The following is a 21207-nucleotide window of genomic DNA, read 5'->3' as shown; positions in this document are numbered from 1 at the left end:
TACCGTCCTAAAACAACGATCTCAAGACAATAAGTACTTAAGCTTTATATTAGGCGTAGTAATGACCACCTGGATAGCATGGTAAAAATGAGAAAAAGCCCGTTTGCAGACGGACTTCTTCGGGAACATATGAAATCAGATTACTAAAATTATAACTCATAAAGGAGATAAAAAGCAAATGAAGATAAATGCAATTGAAATTAATAAATTTATTGGTATTGATATATTGAGGTATAACCCGGGTAATTTGACTGTTTTTATAGGCCCGAAAGGTAGTGGAAAGTCTAGCGCATTAGAAGCAGTTGAAACGGCTGTAAGTAACACTAAGCGGCGTACTGAGGTTATAAGGCATGGTAGTGACGAAGCTACTATATTTGTCAAAACTGACACTGGATTAGAGATTGATAGACGAATCCGCGACAATAAAGCCGATTACTTAAAATTACGCCAAGAAGGTCAAGGGATAAAATCGACTGAATCTGAATTGCGGAAATATGTATCTGGAGATATATTCAGACCGCTTGATTTTATTGATATGAGTCCACAAGAACAGACTAAAATCATCCTTAGCATGATTAAAATGCAGTATTCAGACAAAGAGATAAACGGCTGGTTTGGTGAAGATGTAGACGTTTTAAGCAATATTAATACATCTAAGCACCTATTGCAAATTCTGAGAGATATTGAAAGTGCCAAGTATAAAGAACGCGAGGAAGTAAATCGAGAAATTAAATCCTTAGAAATAGATGTAAAGAATATCGAGGCAGCATTGCCAGCTAATTACAATGGCGAAGAGTGGAAAGTGTTAAAAGTCCAAGATTATTACAATAAGGTTGCCGAGGCTCAAAAGACTAATAACCTCATTGCCGAAGCTGAACGGCTACAGACGGGAATTACCGATAAAATTGAATCTCTTAAAACTACTGCCGAAGGTGCTAAGTCTAAAATACAAATGAAGTTTACCGAACAACGGCAGGATCTGAAAGACATTATTGATTTGTCAAAAAACAAGATTGAAAAAGCGCAAAATACAATCGATTCTTCTACCAGTAAATTAACAATCGAGCAGCATAATTTAACCACTAAGATGAATGACGAAATTGCCGCAATTAAAGAAAAATACGCCAACTTAGGCATACAGCTAGTTAAAGAAATTAACAAAGAAAACACCGAACAGCAAGAAATTATTAGTCAACAAAATCAAAGAATAGCCGCTAAAGAACAGGAAATAACTTCACTTTCGGATCTTGAAAAACAAGAACTGAAAGCCGAAGATACTGCAACGGAATCTGCAATTGAAAAAGAAAATTTGCGAGTTGGGACAGCGACTGAATGGTTAAAAAACCATCAAGTAACCGATATTGAACCGCTACAGGTTGAAGCTGATAAAGTGGCAAATATGCAAAGTTATCTTAGAGAATGGGATCGTATGTTAGATATTCGAGATGGTAAATTAGCCACTAAAAAAGCCTATAGTGACACCTTAACCAATCTTATCAACGTCGCTAGAAATAAACCTGCCGAGCTATTAAAACAGCATAAATTGCCAATTGATGGTATTTCAGTAGACGAAAACTCAATGATTAGAATTAACGGAACTTTACTGGACGGTCTATCTGATGGCGAAAAATTAGAGGCTGCATTTAAGATCGCCTTGCAGCGTATGGGTGAGATGCGGATTATATTTTTAGATGGGTTTGAAAAACTCAACAAAACCGAACAAGATAAAATTGCCGACATTTGTGAAGATAACGACATTCAAGCGTTTGTGACAATTACTAAGGATACCGAAAGCGGAGAATTTGAAATCAAGGAGAGTTTATGATGGCTGATTTTACATATGAATCCCCTGCAACAATTAACAGTAGTTCCAATTTAAAGCCTGTAAATACAGAGGCGGCAATTAGTAGACAGGCCCAGGAAGTACAGGCGGCAATGGTAGTCGCTAAACGCTTTCCACGTGATGAAAATGAAGCGTATTCAAGAATAATTCAGTCTTGCAAAAGAAAATCTCTAGCTGAACAAGCCGAATATGAGTTTCCTAGAGGTGGGCAGAAAGTTGTTGGACCATCAATCAGACTAGCGGAAACTTTGGCCAGAAATTGGGGCAACTTGGATTATGGTGTTATTGAATTAGAACAGCGCAACGGCGAAAGTACTATGATGGCTTACGCTTGGGATTTAGAAACAAATACACGGCAGACTAAAGTGTTTGCTGTAAGGCATGAACGTAAAGCAAAAGGTAAGATGAATTCTCTTGATGATCCTAGGGATATATATGAACTTGTTGCAAATAACGGTTCAAGGCGTGTTCGTGCTTGCATCCTTGGAATCATTCCTGGCGATATTGTGGAGGCTGCCATTGATCAATGTAGAGCTACTTTAAAGACCGGCAATGCAGAACCATTAAATGACCGCATTAGAAAAATGATTGTTACCTTTGAAGAGAAGTTCCAAGTTTCAAAGGAAATGCTAGAAAAGTATATAGGGTGCGCTGATACGGCATTTAGTGAAAATGATGTAATAAGGCTTGGCAAGGTTTTTAACTCCTTGAAGGATGGTATGGCAAAGCGTGAAGACGTTTTTAACTTAACAAAGCCTAAACCAGCCAGCGAAGAATCCCCCTTTAAAATGACTGATGATGAGGTGTTAAAAGATGCAATTAAATAGCGAAAATTATTTCTCACTAGAAGCTGACAGGGAGTATTTCTCTGTCAGTCAGGTAAAAAGCTTTTTAGCGTGTGAAGCAAAACAAATGGCATTACTGAATGGTGATTGGCAGAAAGAAGATAAAAAAGCATTCTTGATAGGCAGCTATGTACACGCTTGGAATAGCGGTGATTTGCAAGAATTTATCAGTAAAAATTACAGTAGTATTTATAAGAAAAACGGTGAAATGTACGCTGATTTTATTGCAGCAGACCAAATGATAAATACCTTAAAGAATGATAAATTTATCGAACGAATGCGCGAAGGTGAAAAAGAATTAATCTATACGGCTGAATTGTTTGGAGCTAAATGGAAAATCGCTGTAGACATAATAAATGATGAATTAGAATATTTCAATGACATTAAAACCGCACGTTCCATTCGTGAAAAATATTGGGATGAGGAAACAAGGCAGAAGGTAAATTTCATTAAGAATTACAGGTATGATATTCAAATGGCTGTGTACGCCGAGGTTGTGAGAATTAATAAAGGCTTAGATTACTATTACCACCCTCATATTATCGCCGTAGACAAGCAATCAGTGCCTGATAAAGAGATTATTTACATGGGCCGTGAGTTTATACCGGAAGTTTTACAAGAAGTAAGCTCATATATGCCGCGCTTGATTTTAGTTAAAGGTGGTAATACAGAGCCTGCCCGGTGCGGTAAGTGTGATTATTGTCTAAGTACTAAAAAGATAACGGAAGCTATTTTCTGGACGGATTTGTAATTGGAGGTACAACATGCTAGGAAAACGTAAATTCACTGATTCGGAAATGAAAACATTGCTAAAGTCTATGACCGTAATTATAGACACTCGCGAAAACGTAAATCAGCATATTACAAACTATTTAACTAAGGCAAAAGTTCCTTTTAAGAAGCAAAAGCTTGATGCAGGTGACTACTCTATATTCTTACCTGCAAATAAAGACCTCAATATACCAGTAGATATTTATTATACGGATGAAATAGCCTTTGAACGCAAAAATTCTCTTGAAGAAATATCTTCAAATCTTACAACTGGTCGCCAACAATTTGAATCTGAATTACTCAGAAATAAATGTGAGTTTTTCACCTTGCTAATTGAGGGCGGCAGCTATGACAAGATTTTAAGCGAGGATTATAAGACGCAGTATGACAAAAAATCATTCTTGGCAACGTTGGCAGCTTTCAAAATGAGATACAAGATACATATTGAGTTTATAAGTAAAGAGGAAATTGCGGGCCATATGTGCAGACAGTTTTATTACTTCTTGCGCGAGAAGCTGAAAGAAGGAGCTATGTCGCATGAACCAGCAACCATGCCTCTGCCCAACCTGCCAGAATCATAAAGAGTATTGCAAGTATTACGGAGAGTGTCTTAAGACTTGCGGTGAGTGCGATAAAGTAACGAGTTGCCCAGAATATACGGAGATTTTAGGGGCCTCAGAACCCCTAGACTCCACAATATGAGCATACCCAATTCACGAAAAATTATACATAGGAGTTGATAAAGTGAGTGGGTGATAAATAAAAAACCTTCCATAAATTGGAATAAAGAATTATCAATAAAGTTTGTCGGTGATATATGGGCGTTGGCTTATTATGCGCTGATCGATGCTGGTAAAAATGATAAATTGTTGCAAATGCAAGATTCTTTAAAAGCAAACCAAGAACCGAAGGAAGTTTTTAATATTATACAGCGGTTCGTTGATATTGAAGGGGTTAGAAGTAAGATACCTCGTAGACGTAGATAATTTAGCAGTTAGTAGGCGGTGAAACTATGGCAGAAATCAAGTGGATAAAGATAACCACGGATATGTTCGATGATGAAAAAATTGATTTTATCAGTAGTTTGCCAGAAGGAGATTCATTAATTGTAGTGTGGGTTAGATTGCTCACAATGGCAGGTAAAAACAATGCTGGCGGCTTTATCTTCCTTACAGAAAATATTCCTTATAGCGAAGATATGCTATCTAACAAATTCAAGAAACCATTAAACGTAATAAAGTTAGCACTTAGAACTTTTAAAGACCTAGAAATGATTGATTTTGATGATAGCGGAAGGTTGTTTATATCAAATTGGGAGAAGCACCAAAATATTGAAGCCCTAGATAAAATAAGGGAGCAAACAAGGTTAAGGGTGGCTAAATATCGCGAAATAAAACAGTTACAATGTAACGTTACAGTAACGGAAGAGGTAACGCCAAGTAACGCAACAGATAAAGAAATAGATAAAGAAATAGATAAAGAAGTAATACCTTGTCAGGATATTATTGATTATCTAAACCAGAAAGCTAGTACTAAATTTAGGGCCACTGATAAGCATAAAGAATGCATTCGCGCTAGATGGAAGGAAGGGTACGGCTTTGATGATTTTAAAACTGTTATTGATAAGAAATATAAAGAGTGGGCCGGAACGGAGCAAGCGAAATACATAAGGCCCATTACCTTGTTTGGCACTAAGTTTGACGGATATTTAAACCAAGTTGAGGGAGGTTCAAAGGTTGGAGCGTATCAGCAATCCACTAGAAAGGCTAAGGCAACAAATATTACGAAACCCTCCACGCCAACACGTAGCCGAAAAGCTAGTGAGTGGGAAGACTGATTGTCCACACTCTATACAGCATTGTGAGAATTGCGTAGATGGCGTGTATAACGATTATGAGGGCAATCGCATCAAATATCTAACTAGCGAATGTCGTAAGCAGCAGGTAAAAGCAAAAATGCTATCTGAAAGCGGATTGATCGGCAAGGATATTACGGAAACTTTTCAAAAGGCAAAAATCGACAGTTACAATAAGGGGCCTTACAATTACCTGCAAAACAAGTGGAATCGCGCCGAATGGCTTTATATTTGGAGTCGCGAGAATGGCACAGGAAAGAGTTATACCGCCAATGCTATTGCCAATATGCTGCTGGACGAAGGTATACGCACGTTGGTAAAGCGTGAGGTTGATATGGCAAATGAGATACAAGAGACATTTAGTGATAAATCAGGCGAGTGTGAATATGCGCTAATGGGCAAGTGGAAAGGCGTTGCGGTATTGATAATTCAGGACGTTGGTAAATATGGTTGTAAATCTGAATGGTGGCCCCAACGTATATATGACATTATCGACTACAGGCTTATTAATAACAAAACTACGATCTTTACTTCTAATTACAATATTGAGTATCGGGATATTATTGAACAACGTTTCGGCGAAAATCACGGAGGCGCAATCTTTTCCAGGCTCAATGGGCTATGCACCATATTCGAAATGGACGGGGAAGACCGAAGAATAAAAAATTAAAGGATGGTAGATAAAAATGGATTTAAATAAATTAGTTAACGAAAGTTTAGCAAAAATTCAACAGGATGGATTTGTTCAGAAAGTGGTGGAGAAGCAACTAAAAAGCACGATTGAAAGTATTGTTGATGATTTATTCAGGAGCTATAGCGACTTTGGCAAGAACCTCAAGAAAGAAATTGAAAGCCAGTTAAAGATTAATCTAAATGAGCTTAATCTTGCTGGTTATAATGTCATGGTTTTAAACGCTGTCAAAGAAAAGTTGGATGAAGCAGTTACTATTCAAGGGGTAGAAAAAATACAGCAAGCACTTGATGCAATGCTTGGTGATGTAAAGAAAGAATATAAATTATCTGAACTGATAAAGAAAATGAAGGAAGAATCTAATGAATATGGTGACCATAACGGAGAAGAAATATCATTCCATATTGACTCTGACAGGAGAATTTTAACGTTCATTTCCTTTGATGAAGAAGACGGGCAAAGTGAATATGAATGTAAATACAGGCTTTCCGTTAGCAAGGACGGCAAAGTTACTTCTGTAAAAATCGGGAACAAAGAATTAAAAAACAGCGTAATTATGGGCGGTCTTTATGGACTTGATGAAACTTTATTTAAGATATATGCAAGTGGCGCAAAACTAATTATTGATGAAGATGACGTTAATCTTGAGTATGGCTATGGTGATGAAGATGAATAAATTTATAGGAGTCGGAAGGTTAACCCGTGATCCTGAAATACGCTATACGCAAGCAGGCAAGGCGGTAGCCTCTTTCAATATAGCAATAGATAGCGGGTATGGTGACAACAAGAAAACTGACTTTGTGCCAATAGTAGCATGGGACAAACTAGCCGAAGTGGTAGGCAATAACTTGGGTAAGGGCCGCAGGATATTAGTCGAGGGACGTTTACAGATTAGGGACTATGAGAAGGACGGAGTAAAGCGCAGACAGGCTGATATAGTGGCGCAAAACATTGAGTTTCTTGATAGTAAGAATCCTGCCAGTAATAGGGCGGCAGACGATGGCAGTCCCATGGATAAGTTCGGTACAGAGGTCTTCCCCGAAGAAGAGATTCCCTTTTAGAATATTCTGATAATTAATAATAAGGAGCGATATTATGCGCGATAATAAGCGAGCGGAAAGGGTAGAAACAATAAACAAACTTATTGAGAAAGTTGCTTCATGTGGTCGTAATTTCTTTTTAAAAAGAAATGGTATCTGTAGATTTGAATTAATTAATGGCAAACCGAGATATATAGACACTTACAATAATGAAACAATTTACCCTTATGGAGAAAGAGATGGTAAGTTTAACGGCGGCAGTACTTTATGGGAATTGATTAAAGAATTTAGAGCATTCATCATTGATGGAGAGCAGTTAGAATATTCGGGGTTGTACGTTCCTTATTGGGGATACCCGCAAGAAGACATGAATTTAATTAGGGAGTTTGCTAAAAATATCGGATATTTAAAATGAAAATTGGAGAGTGACACTAATGTTTGATTTTACTAGTGCAAATTTAGATAAATTAGTTATTCATCAAGTAGGTAATAAATTGCGGGATGAAGGGATTCATACCTCTCCCGCTGTTTACGAAATGAAAGACGGCAATGTAGAAGAGTTGTTATTAAAATACTTTCTAACCTCTTTCAAAGATAATTCACTTTATAAGTTCTTCAATGAAACGGACGTCCATTTAAATGAGCTATATATGCGTGTGAGTGATATTTTCATCAAGCCTGAAACTTTTTACGATCATTCCATTAATATTTTAAAACACTTATACGAAAAGTCTTCACATCCTCAAATTAGAGGCGGGGAATTCTATATGGCTTACTTCAAGGACTGCATTATAAATGATCAAAGGACGGATGCAGTTGGGATTTTTAAGACAGAGAAAAAGGAAACATACCTGAAAATTACCAAGTATGCCAATGAGTTTATGGTAGGTAGTGAAAAATGCATTGACGTTAAAAAGTTAGATAAAGGTTGCATTGTTTTTAATGTAAATTCTGAGGACGGTTATCGAGTGGCAATTGTGGATGCAGTCAATAAAGGGGGCAATCAAGCCTTGTACTGGAAAGATGATTTTTTACAATTAATCAACGTACAAGATAGTTATTTTCACACAGAGAGACATTTACAGATATGCAAGGATTTTGCTGAAAATATTTACGGCACGGTTTACCAAGCTGATAAAAAGGATCAGGTCGCATTTATCAATGAAGCAGTAGCTTATTTTGATAAACATAGTGAATTCCAGCTTGAAGATTTTGTACAAGATGTACTGAAAGAGCCTGAGATTATCGAACAATTCAAAGAACATAAGCAAAATTATGATCTAAACCAAGGTATCCAGAGCGTAGAACAGTTTAGCATTTCTACACCTGCCGTAAAAACAATAAAGAGAAAGATTAAAAGCTTGATCAAATTGGATACTGATTTTGAAATTAAAGTGAAAAATTCTAGTTCGGAAGATGGGAATATGCAACACATTGAGCGTGGTTTTGATGAAGAAAAGGGCATGAATTTTTACAAAGTCTATTTCAACGAAGAAGAGTAGAAAAAGGGAGTTGCAACAATGGCTGCTACTATCTTGCACATAGGACAACGTGTGAACTTCTATTCTGGAGAAACGTAATACCATTTAGTTAAATTAGGAGGAATATATGGCTAAACAAATAAATTGCGGGATTTGCGCTATACATGGAGAAACAACAGCAATGAACCTAGTAAATAGCTTCTTTCGTTGCCCTGAGTGCGGCGCGGAACTACATGTAAATGACACAGGGGATAATACTTTCATAAAGTCATGGCAACAGCAGCAACAATATAGGTCGTGCAGCTTGCCAGAGGGGGTAAAGGTGCATGGGGGCGGTGATTCTGTGGGGAAATCGAAGAAAGAGGCTATGAAGAAAAAAACATGTTCTAGATTAGCAACGGAGTTAGGGCCGAAGAGATATTACTAAACAAAAAGAGCCGTCTATCTTAATGATAGACGGCTCTCTCTCTTTCCAACATATTATTGGGTTAATTGGATGCACTTAAACGAAGAAATTATGTCGTTGGGGATATTTGCTGCCTCAACCCATCTGTAGTAGCCTGGCCCAAGCACCCAATAAGCCCCTTGATAATGCGCGTGTTGGAAAAATTGCCATACACCACTGCTAATTACCATAGACGATATTTTGTCATTCCAAAAACCACCTACATAATACCAGTTGAGATTTGTTCGTGCGTTAGCTCCACCATAGTCTATATGCTCATATATTGTTATTTCTGGAAAACGTAGAACTTGTGTTTGTACTGGTATTATTGGAGGATCTTGACTATCAGAGATTTTCACTGACGCTTTAACTAGTTCAATGGTTCCTCCTATTTTTGATTCTAGATCGACAATACAACCATTAAGCGTACTAAGTTCTGATTTTAAAGTGTCCATAAAGTAGCCTCTTTTCTAAATTGGTTTCAATCATCTCATATTTTTTCAAAGAATATAACGTACATAGTCTTATGAAAACACTATCTTGTGATCCTAGTTTTAGGCAGCAATGCAATGATTGATTTATTCATAGTTTGTCTTTATAAGTACTGTGATATACGTTGCACGAAGGATAATATTTAAAAACTTGTTTGATCATTGTAATAACAATGCATTTACTTTTGGTTGACGTAGAGCAACTATAATGGTATAATTAAGACATAGAAAGGAGGTGCAAAACCAATGTGATTGAATGGGTGGACACAGCAAAAAACCTAGTAATTATCGGATATACCGCCTATAAGTGGTATAAAGAAATCACTAGGCAAAAGAAAAAGCGCTCTCAGCCTCGCAAGCAAAGAAAGCGCTAACCACAGGGGACGGTAACGTCCCCCACCTATTAATCATATTGTAACAAACATGAAAAGTAAAAGCAAGTTTATTGACTGGGGTATGGTGTTTATCTTTGTACTTTGGTTAGCTTCAACGAATTTTCATGAAATGACGGATTTGTCATGGATTGCTGGTGGTTTGATCATCTCCTATTTAGTATTCTATGCAGTTAGGAGGATAAATAATAGATGAAATATCAATTTAAATCCGATGAAGAATTAAAGTTATTTATTAGTGATAATATTATAACAACTATGGAAGCAGCTGCTATATTAAATTGTTCTCGCCAAAATATTGACAAAATGGTCAAGGGGAATAAACTAATTCCTGTCAAGCAAACACAGCGAGATAAGTTGTTTTTAAAGTCAGATGTGATGGTACACATTAAAACTTGAGTTGCCAATTTATAAAAATTAATTAACACGGTTGCAATGAAGGGGATTTAAGATAATGATGAAAAAATTTATATTCTACCTTTCTACGACTATGATTATTTTGGGACTTGCATGGATTTTAATTAATTCAAATAATGAGGTTAAATCAACATTAGCCTTTTTAGTTGCAGTGTTTAGTTTCTTTTTCGGCCCAGGAGCTTTTATAAAACTAAAAGACTGGTGTTTTGGCAAAAGCTCTGCCAAGCTTGTAATTAAAAATATTGAAAAGCCTTTTTCGTCTTTAATTAGAGAAAAAACATTGCAAGGTTATAGCATTGAAGTTTGCATTCTAAATGTTGGGCAGATGGTAGTTATAAAAAGAATTTGCTTAGATACCGACAAGGGATTGTTTCAAATGCAGTTGATTGGATCTAGCGACATAAACACTGGGGAAAAAATAACGCCTCGTCATATGGTTAATCCCGCAAAGCGTTTAAAAATTAATAATATTTTTGTTGAGGATTATTATGGGAATAAATGGTTTATGGAAAAAGCGGAACTTGATAATCTTGCTCAAGCATTTGAAAATTTATTAGATAAAGATGCAAAAAATGGATATACGATACCTGAAGATCTCAAAAACGGTAAAAAGTGTTGACAATTTGACAAAAGTAGATTATCATAAAAATGTACACGTGAACCTCAAGGGGTTTTTACAAATTTAATAGTAATTTTAAGGTCGTCAAAATCATTGGCGGCCTTTTCTTTATGCCTAATTTTAAGCCTCTAAAAATGGCAACTACCTTTAACCGTTTTCTCCTTGCGGTTGGTAGTTGCTGTTTTTATGGGCTTAAGTAATAAAGGAAGGGGTGAAAGCGATGTGAAAGCGTGTGAAGAGTTTATAAGAGATGTAAATTTGCCTTGGGTGAGGGAATTGATTGTCCTTTGTGATGTGTGTATTTATAGTGTTGGGCATAAGGATTGCAAGATCAATGGCATTAACAACGAAACTGTAATTGTGCATAAGCCATTTTACGGTAATAGTAGGGTGATTAGGGTGTTTAAGTGAGCGATTTTCGGCTAATCATGTAAACATGTAGTGTATATACATTACATCTCTGCATGATTTGTGAAATAAAAATAGCTTCAACTCCTTGTAATTAGAGGGGTTATAGATATTTTATTGTTTTGCAATTTTTGCTCATTTTAAGGCTTTGAAATGTTATGAGATTGCAATGAAAAATGAGGTGATATATGTTAGAGCGCAAACAGGTAATTGACAATAAAACTGGACAGGTAATGGCTGATAACGTGAGACATATATCGTCTGCTTTTGATGATGATAAGGGTTATTTATTCTGGGCTAGGAAGTCATTTGCAAAGTCGTTTATTGATGTGCCTTATCCTAAAGAAATGAGCAAGATGGATATTGCGAATATCTCTATATTATCTAAACATATGTGGTCTAACACTAATATGTTGGGTTATCGTGGCAGCGGTGGAGCCAAGCCGTATGATGTAGTTATGATTGCAAAAGCGATTGAGTTAAAGCAGCGGCAAACATATTCATTCCTCAAAAAAATGATTGATCTTGGGTTGATGGCAAAGGTTGATATCAAGACCGATAACGGAATTGAGACTCAATACTACATCAATCCTATTTATTTCTTTAGCGGGAATAGAATTCCATTGAGCTTATATTTGATATTTAGAAAGCAGTTAGATGGGGTGTTGCCTGGGTGGGTGAGGGAAAGGTTTATGATTGATAATATGAGGAAGTGATGAAGTGGGAGATAAGTTAGTAATTGTTTTTAATGGTGCTGTGTTATTTGTAACTGACAAAGCCGAACAAAAGAAAATATACCGATGGTTTACACTTGGTAATGAACAAACAGCTTTTGTAACCGCTCATAGTTCTTTCGGTAACAGGAAGAGCGAGCAAGAACATATTATAAATAGAAATAATGTTTCTTTTATGACCTTTGAAGACGATCAACTATAACACTTTTTATCGCTCAACTATTTGGAGATCAAAGCGCAAAGAGATATTAAAGCGTGACAACAACGAGTGCCAAAGGTGCAAGAGTAATGGTAGATATAGTAAGGCTGACTGTGTGCATCACATTAAATTCTTGAAGGACAGGCCAGACTTGGCATTGGTTGATAGTAATTTACTATCTGTTTGTGATATTTGCCATAATATTTTACATCCTGAGAAATTGCATAATAATGATGTGGTGAAGCGAGTTGTTAGTGAGGAAAAGTGGTAAATGAGTTATGCTAAGTGAGTGGAATTTATAGTATAATGTAAAAGGTATAAAGTATAGGAGTTGATGATGTGATTACTCAACTATCTCCCAATACCAAAAATTATTGACCCATTTTCAAAAATGCATATGTATGACAGATCGTAGATATTTATTAGAATGTCAAACTAAAGCGGCTCGCGAGGTTGCCTTTATGGAACTAGAAACAGTGATTCGTTGTTTAAATGATATTAAGGCTGACATGTCGCAGTATAAAGAAATGGACACAGAAGAACTTCAAGCAACAAGAAGAAGATTGATCCAAGAAGCAAGTAATAAGTTACCTAAATATAGTGCTGATGAGTTACGTAAATTATTATGCAACTAAATAAATTGTAATTGAACCACTTGTAAAAGATGCAGGTGGTTTTTCTTATGCGAATTAATAAGAAAGATGGTAGTATACCCCCGGGTCAGAAAAATGATTTTAGGCTGATTTGCTAGGAACCGGGGATGGGCAAGACAAAAGAGATTTTTTTAAAATATTGCGTGAGGGGTGGGGGTGATGGCGTGGCGAAAAAGGCTGATATTAAAAAAGACCTTATTGACCAGCTAGAGCGCAATGGGGTTTATGGTAATCACTTCCTTGATGTTGTTGAAGATTATATGTCTTTGTGGGAGATAAAAAACAAGCTTATTAGAGATATTGAATCTAGAGGCGTGTCTATAGAATGGAGCAATGGCGGCGGTCAAGGAGGATTTAAGAAAAACGACTCAATAGGCGAGTTGAATAAAACTAACGCTCAGATGTTGAAAATTTTAAATGAATTAGGGTTAAAGGCATCTAAAGCAGAAGTGATTAAAGATGATGAGGAAATGTAAATATCATCCGTTCATAGATGATTATATGGACGCAATCACTACCAGGAAAGTAATTGCATCAAAAGATATCCTCCTAGCCATGATTTACGTAAAAGAAAAGCTCAATAATCCTGATGTAGTAATTAAAGCTGATATGATCGAGAAAGCAGTCGAGCTTACTGAACGATACTTTGAAACAAAGCTAGTTGATTGGGAACTTTTCATAATAGCCTTAATTCACTGTTATTACAAGTCTACGGACATGGTAGTATTCAGTGAATTTCTAATTGTCATGGGCAGGGGAAACGGGAAGAATGGCTTTATCTCGTTGCTGGCGTGGTATCTAACGACGCATTATCACGGTGTAAGGGAATATAATATTGACATTGTTGCTAATAGTGAAAAACAGGCAATGACCTCATTTGAAGACGTGTATAATGTTTTAGAAAGAACGTGGGCTAAGTCTAAAAAGTTTTTTTATAAATCTAAAGAAAAAATTATCAATCTAAAAACAAAATCATATATTCGCTACAATACATCCAATGCCGACACGAAAGATGGTGGTCGTCCTGGATGTTTAATTTTTGATGAAATACACGGCTATGAAACAGATGATACTATCAGGGTTTTCACATCTGGTTTCGGTAAGAAAAAACATTCGCGTACTTTCTACATAACAACAAATGGTTATGTAAGGGGCGGCGTTTTGGATGCTCAATTGGAAATGGCTGAAAAGATTCTGCAGGGTAAGATTAAAAATTTGCGCTTGCTCCCATTGATTTACCGAATTGATAAAAAGGAAGAAGCTCAAAACCCTGACATGTGGCATAAAGCTAATCCTTCGCTGGCGTATTTTCCTATACTGAAAAGCGAAATGGACGACGATTTTATAAAAATGCAATACCAACCGACTATAGCAATTGAGTTTATGACCAAACGTATGAACCATCCGGCGCAAGATAATTTTCTAGTGGTCACACCATGGGAAAAAATATTAGCCACCAATAAGCCAATACCTTATGACGAGTTGCAAGGGCTTCAATGCATTGGTTGGATTGACTATGCCAGGATAACAGACTTTGCTAGTGTTGGATTAATGTTTAAACACAAGGGGAAAAGAATCTGCATTGAGCATAGCTTTGTTTGTAGAAGGTCGCTGCAAATTGAAAGCAGACCTATTAAATTCCCGATTCAAGAGGCAGTTGATAAAGGGTTAATAACAATTGTCGAAAATGGCCCGGACGGTCAAATTAAACCAATTACTCCGCAAATGTTAGCAGATTGGTTTTTGGAACAGGCTAAAAAGTATCACATTAAAAACATTGCTTGTGATTCGTACCGTAAAAGCATTTTAGAGGAGAAATTTACCGAAGTTGGTTTGCCGTTAACGGAAGTTAGGAGCGGGCCAATTACACATGCTAAACTTTCCTCGTTAATCGAATTAATGTTTACAGAAGAAAACCTAATCTTAGGTGATAATATTACCATGCGTTGGTATATAAATAACACGTGCCAAGAGATGGACAAGAAAGGCAATGTAACATACTTAAAAATAGAGCCGAAAACCCGTAAAACAGACGGCTTTTTCGGCTTAATTCATGCCTTGTCGCTTGATTCTGAGCTTGTTGAGGTGCAGGGCGATATCATAACCTACGATGTTTATACTTACTAGAAAGCGAGGTGATTAAATGAGTCTTATGAGTTGGTTTTCAGGGTTGTTTTCAACTGACGGAACCCTGCAGTTAGATATTTACTTGGGCGAACTTGCCAGCGAGGTTTTTTACAAGGAACTAGCAGTACAATCTTGTGTTAATTTGATTGCGAATACAGTATCACGTGGCGAGTTTCTTACTTTTGAAAAGGGTAAAGATGTTCGAAAAAACAATTATTACCTCTTCAATGTGGAGCCCAATCAAAATAAATCAGCTAGTAAGTTCTGGCGGGATGTAATACATAAGCTTGTCTATGAAAATGAGTGTTTAGTGATACAGCAGGGCGGAATGTTCTACGTTGCAGATAGTTTTGGCATTACTGAGTTCGCCTTTAAAGAAAATGTGTATAACAATATTGTTGTTGGCGACTTGGGGTTAACTGGTAGTCGTGTAGAATCAGAGGTTTTCCATTTTGAGCTACACAATGAAAAAATTAATAATGTTGTTGATGGTTTATATGCGTCATATTCAAAACTGATAGCAGCAAGCCAGATGCAATACAAGAAAAATAATGCAAGGCGTGGGACGTTAGATATACCGACCAAGTATCCACAAACAGAAGCAGCGCAAAAAGCTTTGCATGACCTTTTAAATGTTAAGTTCAAACGATTCTTTGATGCAGAAGGTGGCGCGGTGCTTCCGTTATCTAATGAAATGAAGTATACAGAATTAAGTAGTAATATTGGCGTAAAGGGCGGGGCAGAAGGTAGGGACGCAAAAGCCTTTATTGATGATGTGTTTGAATTTGTGTCCATAGCCTTTCAGATCCCACCTACTTTATTACGTGGGAATGTGGCGGATACGGACAAAGCATTAAATAATTTTTTGACGTTCTCTATTAATCCACTGGCAGAATTAATTGCTGATGAAGTAAACCGTAAATTATACGGTAAAACGCTATTCCTGCAAAAAACATACATGAAGCTAGACACGACAAGAATTAAAGCCGTAGATATTAAAGACGTTGCTAATGCTATGGACATACTTGTGAGAATTGGAGCGTACTGCATTGATGATTGCTTGTTAATGCTTGGCATGGAGCCGCTAAATACTGTAGAAAGTAGGGCAAGGTGGATGACTAAAAACTATACTCCCGTAACGGATGCAATTAAGGGTGATCAAGTAGGGAAAGGGGGTGAAACTAATTGAGGGAAAATAAATTTGATCTACAGTTATTCGCTACTAAGGAAATTCCTAAGGTTGAAATAAGGCTAGAGGTTAAAAACGAGACTACCGATACCGCAGATTTATTTTTATATGGCAGTATCCGTCAATCATATTGGTGGGATGATGAAGGATCATGTATATCTGCGAATGGGGTTAGGAAAAGCCTTGAAAGCCTAAAAGGTAAAACCGTAAACATACATATTAACTCTCCTGGTGGTGACGTTTTCGAGTCTATTGCAATTTGTAATTTACTTAAACAACATGATGCCGATATTAATATTTACATTGATGCTATGGCGGGAAGTGGAGCTAGCTTACTTGCGACTGCTGGTAAGAACGTATATATGTTTAACAACAGTATGCAGATGATTCATAATGCTTGGACCATTGCATCTGGCAATGCTGCAGCATTACGAAAAACCGCTGACGATCTTGATAAAATAGATGCGGCAGTTAAGGCAAGTTATATGAGCAGGTTTGTTGGTACTGAGGACGAGCTAACAAAACTATTAGCCGACGAAAGTTACCTAACAGCCGCTGAGTGCTTGGCTTTTGGCTTGTGTACTGAAATCATCGAAGATAAGCAAGAAGAGGAACCACCTCAAAATAATATTAAAACTTCTCTTTTTGCAAAATACAATAAAGTTCCTAAGGAAGACGGTAAAAAGCCGTCTATTTTTAATGCCTTTAAAAAATAAAAAAACGGGGGAAATAAAGTATGAAAAAACAATTCAAATTTAATCAACAGTTATTTGCAATGGTAAACGCTGACCTGGATAAAACAGATATTGAATTGCAAACACAAATGAAGGAGGCAATTGAAAGCGGAGATAGTGAAGCTTTTGTAAAGGCGCAGGTCGCCATGGCAAAAGGCATTGAGGCGCGAATCCTTAAAGATGCCAAACAAGCCGTAAATGATGATCTCAACGATCAAACAGTCATGGCTAAACGTGGATTAAACCCGCTTACTAAGGCTGAAATGGAATATTACAATGAGGTAATCGGGACTAGTGGGTTTGCTGGAACCGAAAAACTAATGCCTGCTACTGTTTTTGGCCGAGTATTTGAGGATTTGCGGCTAAATCACCCGTTGTTATCTGAGATTAATTTCCAGAATACAACTGCAACCTCTGAATTTATCAGTAGAAATAATGATGTAGTTGCCGCATGGTGGGGGACTTTAACTTCTGCAATTACTAAAAAGCTAGAAATGGCGTTTAAGAAAGAACAAACTGAACTATATAAACTATCTGCGTATGTCCCTGTATGTAAGTCTATGCTTGATCTTGGGCCTCAATGGATTGACCGTTTTGTTCGTGAAGTATTGATGGAATCTCTAGCTATTGCCTTGGAACTAGCGATTGTGGCAGGTACAGGCAAAGAACAGCCAATTGGCATGATTAAAAACTTGGCTGGCGCGGTTGTTGATGGTGTTTATCCTGATAAAACAGGTACTGCCCTGAATGACCTCACTCCTGGTACTTTGGGCAGCTTGGTAATGTCACCTTTAACTAAGGGCGGCAAACGTGCAGTTCCTAGCGTGTTAATGATTGTTAATCCTCTAGATTATTGGGCTAAAATTTTCCCAAATACAACTGTTATGAGTGCTGCGGGAACTTATGTTTATGGTGTGTTGCCCATACCCGCAAAGATTGTGCAGTCAGTCGCAGTAGCCCAAGGAACGGCGATTGCAGGTATGGCGAAGGATTACTTTATGGGCGTTGGATCTACTCAAAAACTCGAGTTTTCCGATCATTACAAATTCCTAGAAGATGAACGGACATACATTGCTAAACAGTACGCTAATGGCAAACCAATGGACAATGATAGTTTCTTGGTGTTCAATATCTCAGCAATGACTATTCCTTCCGCCTAGGAGGTAGCTTATGAAATACATGGTAAGTAATACGTTTCGAGACAAACGGAACGGTAAGATTTACAAACAAGGGCAAGAAATAGAACTTACTAAGAAGCGGTTCGAGGAAATAAACTCAACCGCTTCTGGTGTTTTAGTAGAAGAAATTATTCCGAAGAAAACTGCTAAAAAGCAGGTGAAATAATGCTAGATGAACTTAAAGATATCCTAGACATAATCGGGAATGACCGAGACGCTAGCCTAGAAAAAATCATCTTGCGAGGCAAAGATAAAATTGAAGGTTTGGCAGGGGTAGTTCTAGACTTTTCAGCAGAAGGACTGCCTAAGTTCCTTCTGCTAAATTATTGCCGATATGATTATAATAATGCTCCTGAGTATTTCGAGGAAAACTTTAAGTCTGAAATACTTAGGATGCAGTTACAGGCGGCGGTGATTGCTAATGTTGCTGAGTAAAGCTGATGTAATGAAGGCCGTAAATAAAAAGTATGTTGAAAAGATTATATTACAACAAGTGAACATGATATCTGATGGAGCCGGGGGATTTAAACCAGCAACAGGGATAAATAAATGGATTACAGTTGCTACGGTCTGGTCAGAGTTTCGCAAGCCAAATTTAAAAACAGAAGTCGTCGCAGGTGCCATTTCTAGCGTCCTTTTACGTGAAATTGGTATTCGGTATCGAACCGATGTTAAAAAGGGCTGGCAAGTGCTGTATGGAGCTAAAACATATAGCGTGGAACATACTTACAATTACGGCACAGAGAGTACTATCCTTGTTTGTAAAGAGGTGGTCAAGTGACGATTGGCGGCAAAAATGCAGACTACAGTAAAAACAAGCTGAAAATAAAGTTTGACGTTCCAGAAGTCCAAAAATCAATGAATCACTTTAAAATGTATGATGCAAAAACGCAAGCAAAAATAAGACTTGCAATAAGGAAATCGCTTAGAAACATTAAGCGAGGAGCCAAAAGGCGCGTTCCTGTCAGAACAGGTGAGCTATCAAGTAAAATAACTGATACCTTTGACATGAAGAGTGCTAGCGGTTCGGTGTCGGCCAATACATTTTATGCTCACATTCCTGAGTTTGGCAGTAAATATGTAAAAGCAAGACCTTATATGCGCCCCGCTTTTGAGGATGAAAAGCCTAGTTTAATCAAAGGAATTAAGGATGCGGTAAAACCATGATAAGAAAGAGAATCCCTTTAGCTGCTTCACTGAAAGCGTTGTTCCAAGTATTAACAGTCTACCAAACAACAACTGTATACAATAAAATTCCGTCTGATGCCGTGGCACCTTATATAAAAATATGCGCCTTTACTTGTAAGCCTGGCGGTTCTAAAGATGTAAACATTTCTAATATAACTGCTCAAATTCAAATATTCAGCACATACGATGGCGAATTGGAAGTAAACAGCATAGCCGACGATGTAATACAAGTAATCGAAGCTGATGTTGCTAAATTAGACTTATCAGCAGATGGATTTAATGTAATGGAACAATCATATGACTTTTTTGAGTCGTTTGAAACCGAAGACGGATACACGGGAATTATTACTTTCGTCGCAAAAATACAAAATTTAGGAGAGTGAAACATGCAACAAAATGGAATCAATCTACAATTATTCGCAGTGACTTTACCTGAGAATCCAGATGCTTCAAATAAAGCAACGGCGGGTAAGGATTATAAAATATATATCAATACGGGAACTGTGGCAGTTCCAATTTGGACAAAGGTGGGAGGGCAAAGGAATAGTCCTTTAAATCAAACCGCTGATACCATAGATGTTACGCATAAAGAAAGTGGCGGTTATAAATCAACAATTGCCGGGCTTAAAGGCTGGGATATCTCGCTTGACGGCCTTGCAATGCTTGACGATCCTGGTGTTGATGCAATTGAATATGCTTACGATAATTCCAAACAGGTAAATATTAAGTTCGAACGTCCTGATTTGAAATATAAAACAGGATGGGCAAGCGTTTCGGAATTCTCGCTTGACGTTGGACATGATGCCGAAGCGACTATTTCGGGCAGTCTTCAAGGAGTCGGACCTATATCCGCATGGACTACACCGGAGTAATTAAATCAGCCGTGAGTGAGGGCTTAAAACTCACTCTAAATTAATTATAAAAGGGGTTATTTAATATGAAAAAAGTACCATTTGATTTATTCGAAGAAGGACAAACAATCTATTTTGACATTCCGCGAATTGAAGATCTGGAAAAGGGAATGGGGATGCCGATTACTACTATAGTCAGCAAACAAGAAGTGGGTGTTGGATTTTGCTTAACCGCCTTGCAAATTGGCTTGAGACATCATTACAGAAAAGGCAACAAAGAGTTTTATGCAGCTAAAATGGGAGAGTATTTTGAAAATGATGGCACGTTAGGAGACGTTATCACTCCAATTATTAGAGCGATAATGGGGAGTGGTATTTTTGGTAAAGAAGCTATTGAGAAAATAGAAAAAAATGTTGCTGAAAATAGTGAATCTGAATCTGATATGGAAGAAAACTCAAAAAACGTATAGAAGGTGACAATCCTGTCTTTTCCTTTGCGGATTGGCTAGAATGGGCAAAACCAATTGCATATGGCCCGTTAGAGTTAAAACCTTGGGAATTTGAACGATTGTTTCCTATTGAATTTATGGATTTATGGGATGGTTACCGCTGGCGACAAGAACAAGAAGAAAACAGGCTTGCATATTTTACAGCCTGTCAAATGAGTGTACATACTAAAAAACCAGTTGCGCCGAAGGATTTATTGAAACCTCTTAGGGGCAAGGGGAAACAGAGAAGAAATAAGGACGATGAATAAAAAAGACCAAAGGCTTATGCCCTTGGTCTTGGTGGTAGTCCAAATATGTTGTTTACAATTTTTTCTATTATAGGATTGTGTCTTTTTCGCTGAGCAATAAAAACAGCAAACGTCTTTTTAAAACCTTTAATTGTAATATAAAATCCTATAGGTATTAAAAATAGTCCCGCAGGAATAAAGAAAACCACGCCTAGTCCTATTAAAAATATACCTATCCCTAAAATCCATGACACTATAAATATTTCTTTAAAAGTTGTGCCGAGTTCTTTCAAAAAACCATTCATACAAAACATCCCTTT

The 21207-nt window shown here is 37.2% G+C and carries 33 protein-coding genes; 31 read left to right on the top strand and 2 right to left on the bottom strand.

Annotated elements, in window-relative coordinates:
- The first annotated feature begins 178 nt into the window (after positions 1 to 178).
- From LMF89_RS09285 to LMF89_RS09230, 12 genes are all read left to right on the top strand, one after another.
- On the top strand, positions 179 to 1825 hold the full coding sequence (locus tag LMF89_RS09285) for an AAA family ATPase (RefSeq protein WP_229534820.1): 1647 nt from the start codon (positions 179 to 181) through the stop codon (positions 1823 to 1825).
- Positions 1822 to 2670 carry a hypothetical protein gene (locus LMF89_RS09280; protein ID WP_229534819.1) on the top strand — a complete coding sequence of 283 codons (849 nt, stop codon included), beginning with the start codon at positions 1822 to 1824 and terminating at the stop codon, positions 2668 to 2670. The genes LMF89_RS09285 and LMF89_RS09280 overlap by 4 nt, the downstream gene beginning before the upstream one ends.
- Positions 2657 to 3439 carry a PD-(D/E)XK nuclease-like domain-containing protein gene (locus LMF89_RS09275; protein ID WP_229534818.1) on the top strand — a complete coding sequence of 261 codons (783 nt, stop codon included), beginning with the start codon at positions 2657 to 2659 and terminating at the stop codon, positions 3437 to 3439. The genes LMF89_RS09280 and LMF89_RS09275 overlap by 14 nt, the downstream gene beginning before the upstream one ends.
- A 13-nt stretch (positions 3440 to 3452) precedes the next feature.
- On the top strand, positions 3453 to 4040 hold the full coding sequence (locus LMF89_RS09270; protein ID WP_229534817.1) for an ERCC4 domain-containing protein: 588 nt from the start codon (positions 3453 to 3455) through the stop codon (positions 4038 to 4040).
- A gap of 171 nt (positions 4041 to 4211) precedes the next feature.
- Positions 4212 to 4445 (top strand): hypothetical protein, encoded by a 234-nt coding sequence (locus LMF89_RS09265; RefSeq protein WP_229534816.1) that lies wholly within the window; start codon positions 4212 to 4214, stop codon positions 4443 to 4445.
- 26 nt (positions 4446 to 4471) lie between these two features.
- A complete protein-coding gene (locus LMF89_RS09260; RefSeq protein ID WP_229534815.1) occupies positions 4472 to 5296 on the top strand; it encodes a phage replisome organizer N-terminal domain-containing protein in 825 nt (274 codons plus the stop codon).
- Positions 5280 to 5984 carry an ATP-binding protein gene (locus tag LMF89_RS09255; RefSeq protein WP_229534814.1) on the top strand — a complete coding sequence of 235 codons (705 nt, stop codon included), beginning with the start codon at positions 5280 to 5282 and terminating at the stop codon, positions 5982 to 5984. The genes LMF89_RS09260 and LMF89_RS09255 overlap by 17 nt, the downstream gene beginning before the upstream one ends.
- Before the next feature lie 16 nt (positions 5985 to 6000).
- Positions 6001 to 6681, top strand: coding sequence for a hypothetical protein (locus LMF89_RS09250; protein WP_229534813.1), 681 nt, complete (start codon positions 6001 to 6003; stop codon positions 6679 to 6681).
- Positions 6674 to 7066, top strand: a complete 393-nt coding sequence (locus LMF89_RS09245) for a single-stranded DNA-binding protein (RefSeq protein WP_229534812.1) — start codon at positions 6674 to 6676, stop codon at positions 7064 to 7066. Before LMF89_RS09250 ends, LMF89_RS09245 begins: the two co-directional genes overlap by 8 nt.
- Positions 7067 to 7100: 34 nt before the next feature.
- Positions 7101 to 7460: a YoqU family phage-derived protein gene (locus LMF89_RS09240; protein ID WP_229534811.1), complete on the top strand. Its 360-nt coding sequence runs from the start codon at positions 7101 to 7103 to the stop codon at positions 7458 to 7460.
- A gap of 19 nt (positions 7461 to 7479) precedes the next feature.
- Positions 7480 to 8547, top strand: a complete 1068-nt coding sequence (locus tag LMF89_RS09235) for a nucleoid-associated protein (RefSeq protein ID WP_229534810.1) — start codon at positions 7480 to 7482, stop codon at positions 8545 to 8547.
- 106 nt (positions 8548 to 8653) lie between these two features.
- Positions 8654 to 8953 (top strand): hypothetical protein, encoded by a 300-nt coding sequence (locus LMF89_RS09230; RefSeq protein ID WP_229534809.1) that lies wholly within the window; start codon positions 8654 to 8656, stop codon positions 8951 to 8953.
- 53 nt (positions 8954 to 9006) lie between these two features.
- Here LMF89_RS09230 and LMF89_RS09225 read toward each other — a convergent pair whose 3' ends face one another.
- Entirely contained in the window at positions 9007 to 9426 is a 420-nt protein-coding gene (locus LMF89_RS09225; protein ID WP_229534808.1) for a beta/gamma crystallin-related protein, read from the bottom strand.
- 620 nt (positions 9427 to 10046) lie between these two features.
- On the opposite strand from LMF89_RS09225, the gene LMF89_RS09220 reads away from it, so the two are divergent.
- From LMF89_RS09220 to LMF89_RS09135, 19 genes are all read left to right on the top strand, one after another.
- A complete protein-coding gene (locus tag LMF89_RS09220) occupies positions 10047 to 10253 on the top strand; it encodes a helix-turn-helix domain-containing protein (protein ID WP_229534807.1) in 207 nt (68 codons plus the stop codon).
- A 55-nt stretch (positions 10254 to 10308) separates the two neighbouring features.
- Positions 10309 to 10890 (top strand): hypothetical protein, encoded by a 582-nt coding sequence (locus LMF89_RS09215; protein WP_229534806.1) that lies wholly within the window; start codon positions 10309 to 10311, stop codon positions 10888 to 10890.
- 596 nt (positions 10891 to 11486) lie between these two features.
- Positions 11487 to 12014 (top strand): hypothetical protein, encoded by a 528-nt coding sequence (locus LMF89_RS09210; protein WP_229534805.1) that lies wholly within the window; start codon positions 11487 to 11489, stop codon positions 12012 to 12014.
- A gap of 4 nt (positions 12015 to 12018) precedes the next feature.
- Positions 12019 to 12234 (top strand): hypothetical protein, encoded by a 216-nt coding sequence (locus LMF89_RS09205; RefSeq protein WP_229534804.1) that lies wholly within the window; start codon positions 12019 to 12021, stop codon positions 12232 to 12234.
- Positions 12215 to 12502, top strand: a complete 288-nt coding sequence (locus LMF89_RS26200; RefSeq protein ID WP_369412572.1) for an HNH endonuclease — start codon at positions 12215 to 12217, stop codon at positions 12500 to 12502. Before LMF89_RS09205 ends, LMF89_RS26200 begins: the two co-directional genes overlap by 20 nt.
- A 190-nt stretch (positions 12503 to 12692) precedes the next feature.
- Positions 12693 to 12866 carry a hypothetical protein gene (locus LMF89_RS09200; RefSeq protein ID WP_229534803.1) on the top strand — a complete coding sequence of 58 codons (174 nt, stop codon included), beginning with the start codon at positions 12693 to 12695 and terminating at the stop codon, positions 12864 to 12866.
- Positions 12867 to 13048: 182 nt separating this feature from the next.
- On the top strand, positions 13049 to 13360 hold the full coding sequence (locus tag LMF89_RS09195; RefSeq protein ID WP_229534802.1) for a P27 family phage terminase small subunit: 312 nt from the start codon (positions 13049 to 13051) through the stop codon (positions 13358 to 13360).
- Positions 13344 to 15011, top strand: a complete 1668-nt coding sequence (locus LMF89_RS09190; protein ID WP_229534801.1) for a terminase large subunit domain-containing protein — start codon at positions 13344 to 13346, stop codon at positions 15009 to 15011. The genes LMF89_RS09195 and LMF89_RS09190 overlap by 17 nt, the downstream gene beginning before the upstream one ends.
- 16 nt (positions 15012 to 15027) lie before the next feature.
- Entirely contained in the window at positions 15028 to 16200 is a 1173-nt protein-coding gene (locus LMF89_RS09185) for a phage portal protein (RefSeq protein WP_229534800.1), read from the top strand.
- A complete protein-coding gene (locus LMF89_RS09180) occupies positions 16197 to 16916 on the top strand; it encodes a head maturation protease, ClpP-related (protein WP_229534799.1) in 720 nt (239 codons plus the stop codon). Before LMF89_RS09185 ends, LMF89_RS09180 begins: the two co-directional genes overlap by 4 nt.
- Before the next feature lie 20 nt (positions 16917 to 16936).
- Positions 16937 to 18094 carry a phage major capsid protein gene (locus LMF89_RS09175; protein ID WP_229534798.1) on the top strand — a complete coding sequence of 386 codons (1158 nt, stop codon included), beginning with the start codon at positions 16937 to 16939 and terminating at the stop codon, positions 18092 to 18094.
- Between the two features lie 10 nt (positions 18095 to 18104).
- The gene (locus LMF89_RS09170) at positions 18105 to 18278 is read left to right on the top strand and encodes a hypothetical protein (protein ID WP_229534797.1); all 174 of its coding nucleotides are present in this window, start codon (positions 18105 to 18107) and stop codon (positions 18276 to 18278) included.
- Complete coding sequence (locus LMF89_RS09165) at positions 18278 to 18547, top strand: hypothetical protein (RefSeq protein ID WP_229534796.1); 270 nt, start codon at positions 18278 to 18280, stop codon at positions 18545 to 18547. Before LMF89_RS09170 ends, LMF89_RS09165 begins: the two co-directional genes overlap by 1 nt.
- Entirely contained in the window at positions 18534 to 18893 is a 360-nt protein-coding gene (locus LMF89_RS09160) for a phage head closure protein (RefSeq protein ID WP_229534795.1), read from the top strand. Before LMF89_RS09165 ends, LMF89_RS09160 begins: the two co-directional genes overlap by 14 nt.
- Positions 18890 to 19279, top strand: coding sequence for an HK97-gp10 family putative phage morphogenesis protein (locus LMF89_RS09155; RefSeq protein ID WP_229534794.1), 390 nt, complete (start codon positions 18890 to 18892; stop codon positions 19277 to 19279). The genes LMF89_RS09160 and LMF89_RS09155 overlap by 4 nt, the downstream gene beginning before the upstream one ends.
- Positions 19276 to 19683: a tail completion protein gp17 gene (gene gp17, locus LMF89_RS09150; RefSeq protein ID WP_229534793.1), complete on the top strand. Its 408-nt coding sequence runs from the start codon at positions 19276 to 19278 to the stop codon at positions 19681 to 19683. The genes LMF89_RS09155 and gp17 overlap by 4 nt, the downstream gene beginning before the upstream one ends.
- 3 nt (positions 19684 to 19686) lie before the next feature.
- On the top strand, positions 19687 to 20172 hold the full coding sequence (locus tag LMF89_RS09145; protein ID WP_229534792.1) for a phage tail tube protein: 486 nt from the start codon (positions 19687 to 19689) through the stop codon (positions 20170 to 20172).
- Between the two features lie 65 nt (positions 20173 to 20237).
- Complete coding sequence (locus LMF89_RS09140) at positions 20238 to 20621, top strand: hypothetical protein (RefSeq protein ID WP_229534791.1); 384 nt, start codon at positions 20238 to 20240, stop codon at positions 20619 to 20621.
- Between the two features lie 98 nt (positions 20622 to 20719).
- The gene (locus LMF89_RS09135) at positions 20720 to 20908 is read left to right on the top strand and encodes a hypothetical protein (RefSeq protein ID WP_229534790.1); all 189 of its coding nucleotides are present in this window, start codon (positions 20720 to 20722) and stop codon (positions 20906 to 20908) included.
- Positions 20909 to 20922: 14 nt separating this feature from the next.
- Here LMF89_RS09135 and LMF89_RS09130 read toward each other — a convergent pair whose 3' ends face one another.
- Positions 20923 to 21192: a hypothetical protein gene (locus tag LMF89_RS09130; protein WP_229534789.1), complete on the bottom strand. Its 270-nt coding sequence runs from the start codon at positions 21190 to 21192 to the stop codon at positions 20923 to 20925.
- Positions 21193 to 21207 lie beyond the last annotated feature (15 nt).

This window comes from Pelosinus baikalensis (genome assembly GCF_020819555.1).
Taxonomy (GTDB): Bacteria; Bacillota; Negativicutes; order DSM-13327; family DSM-13327; genus Pelosinus; species Pelosinus baikalensis.
This window is presented reverse-complemented; position numbering and strand designations above follow the sequence as displayed.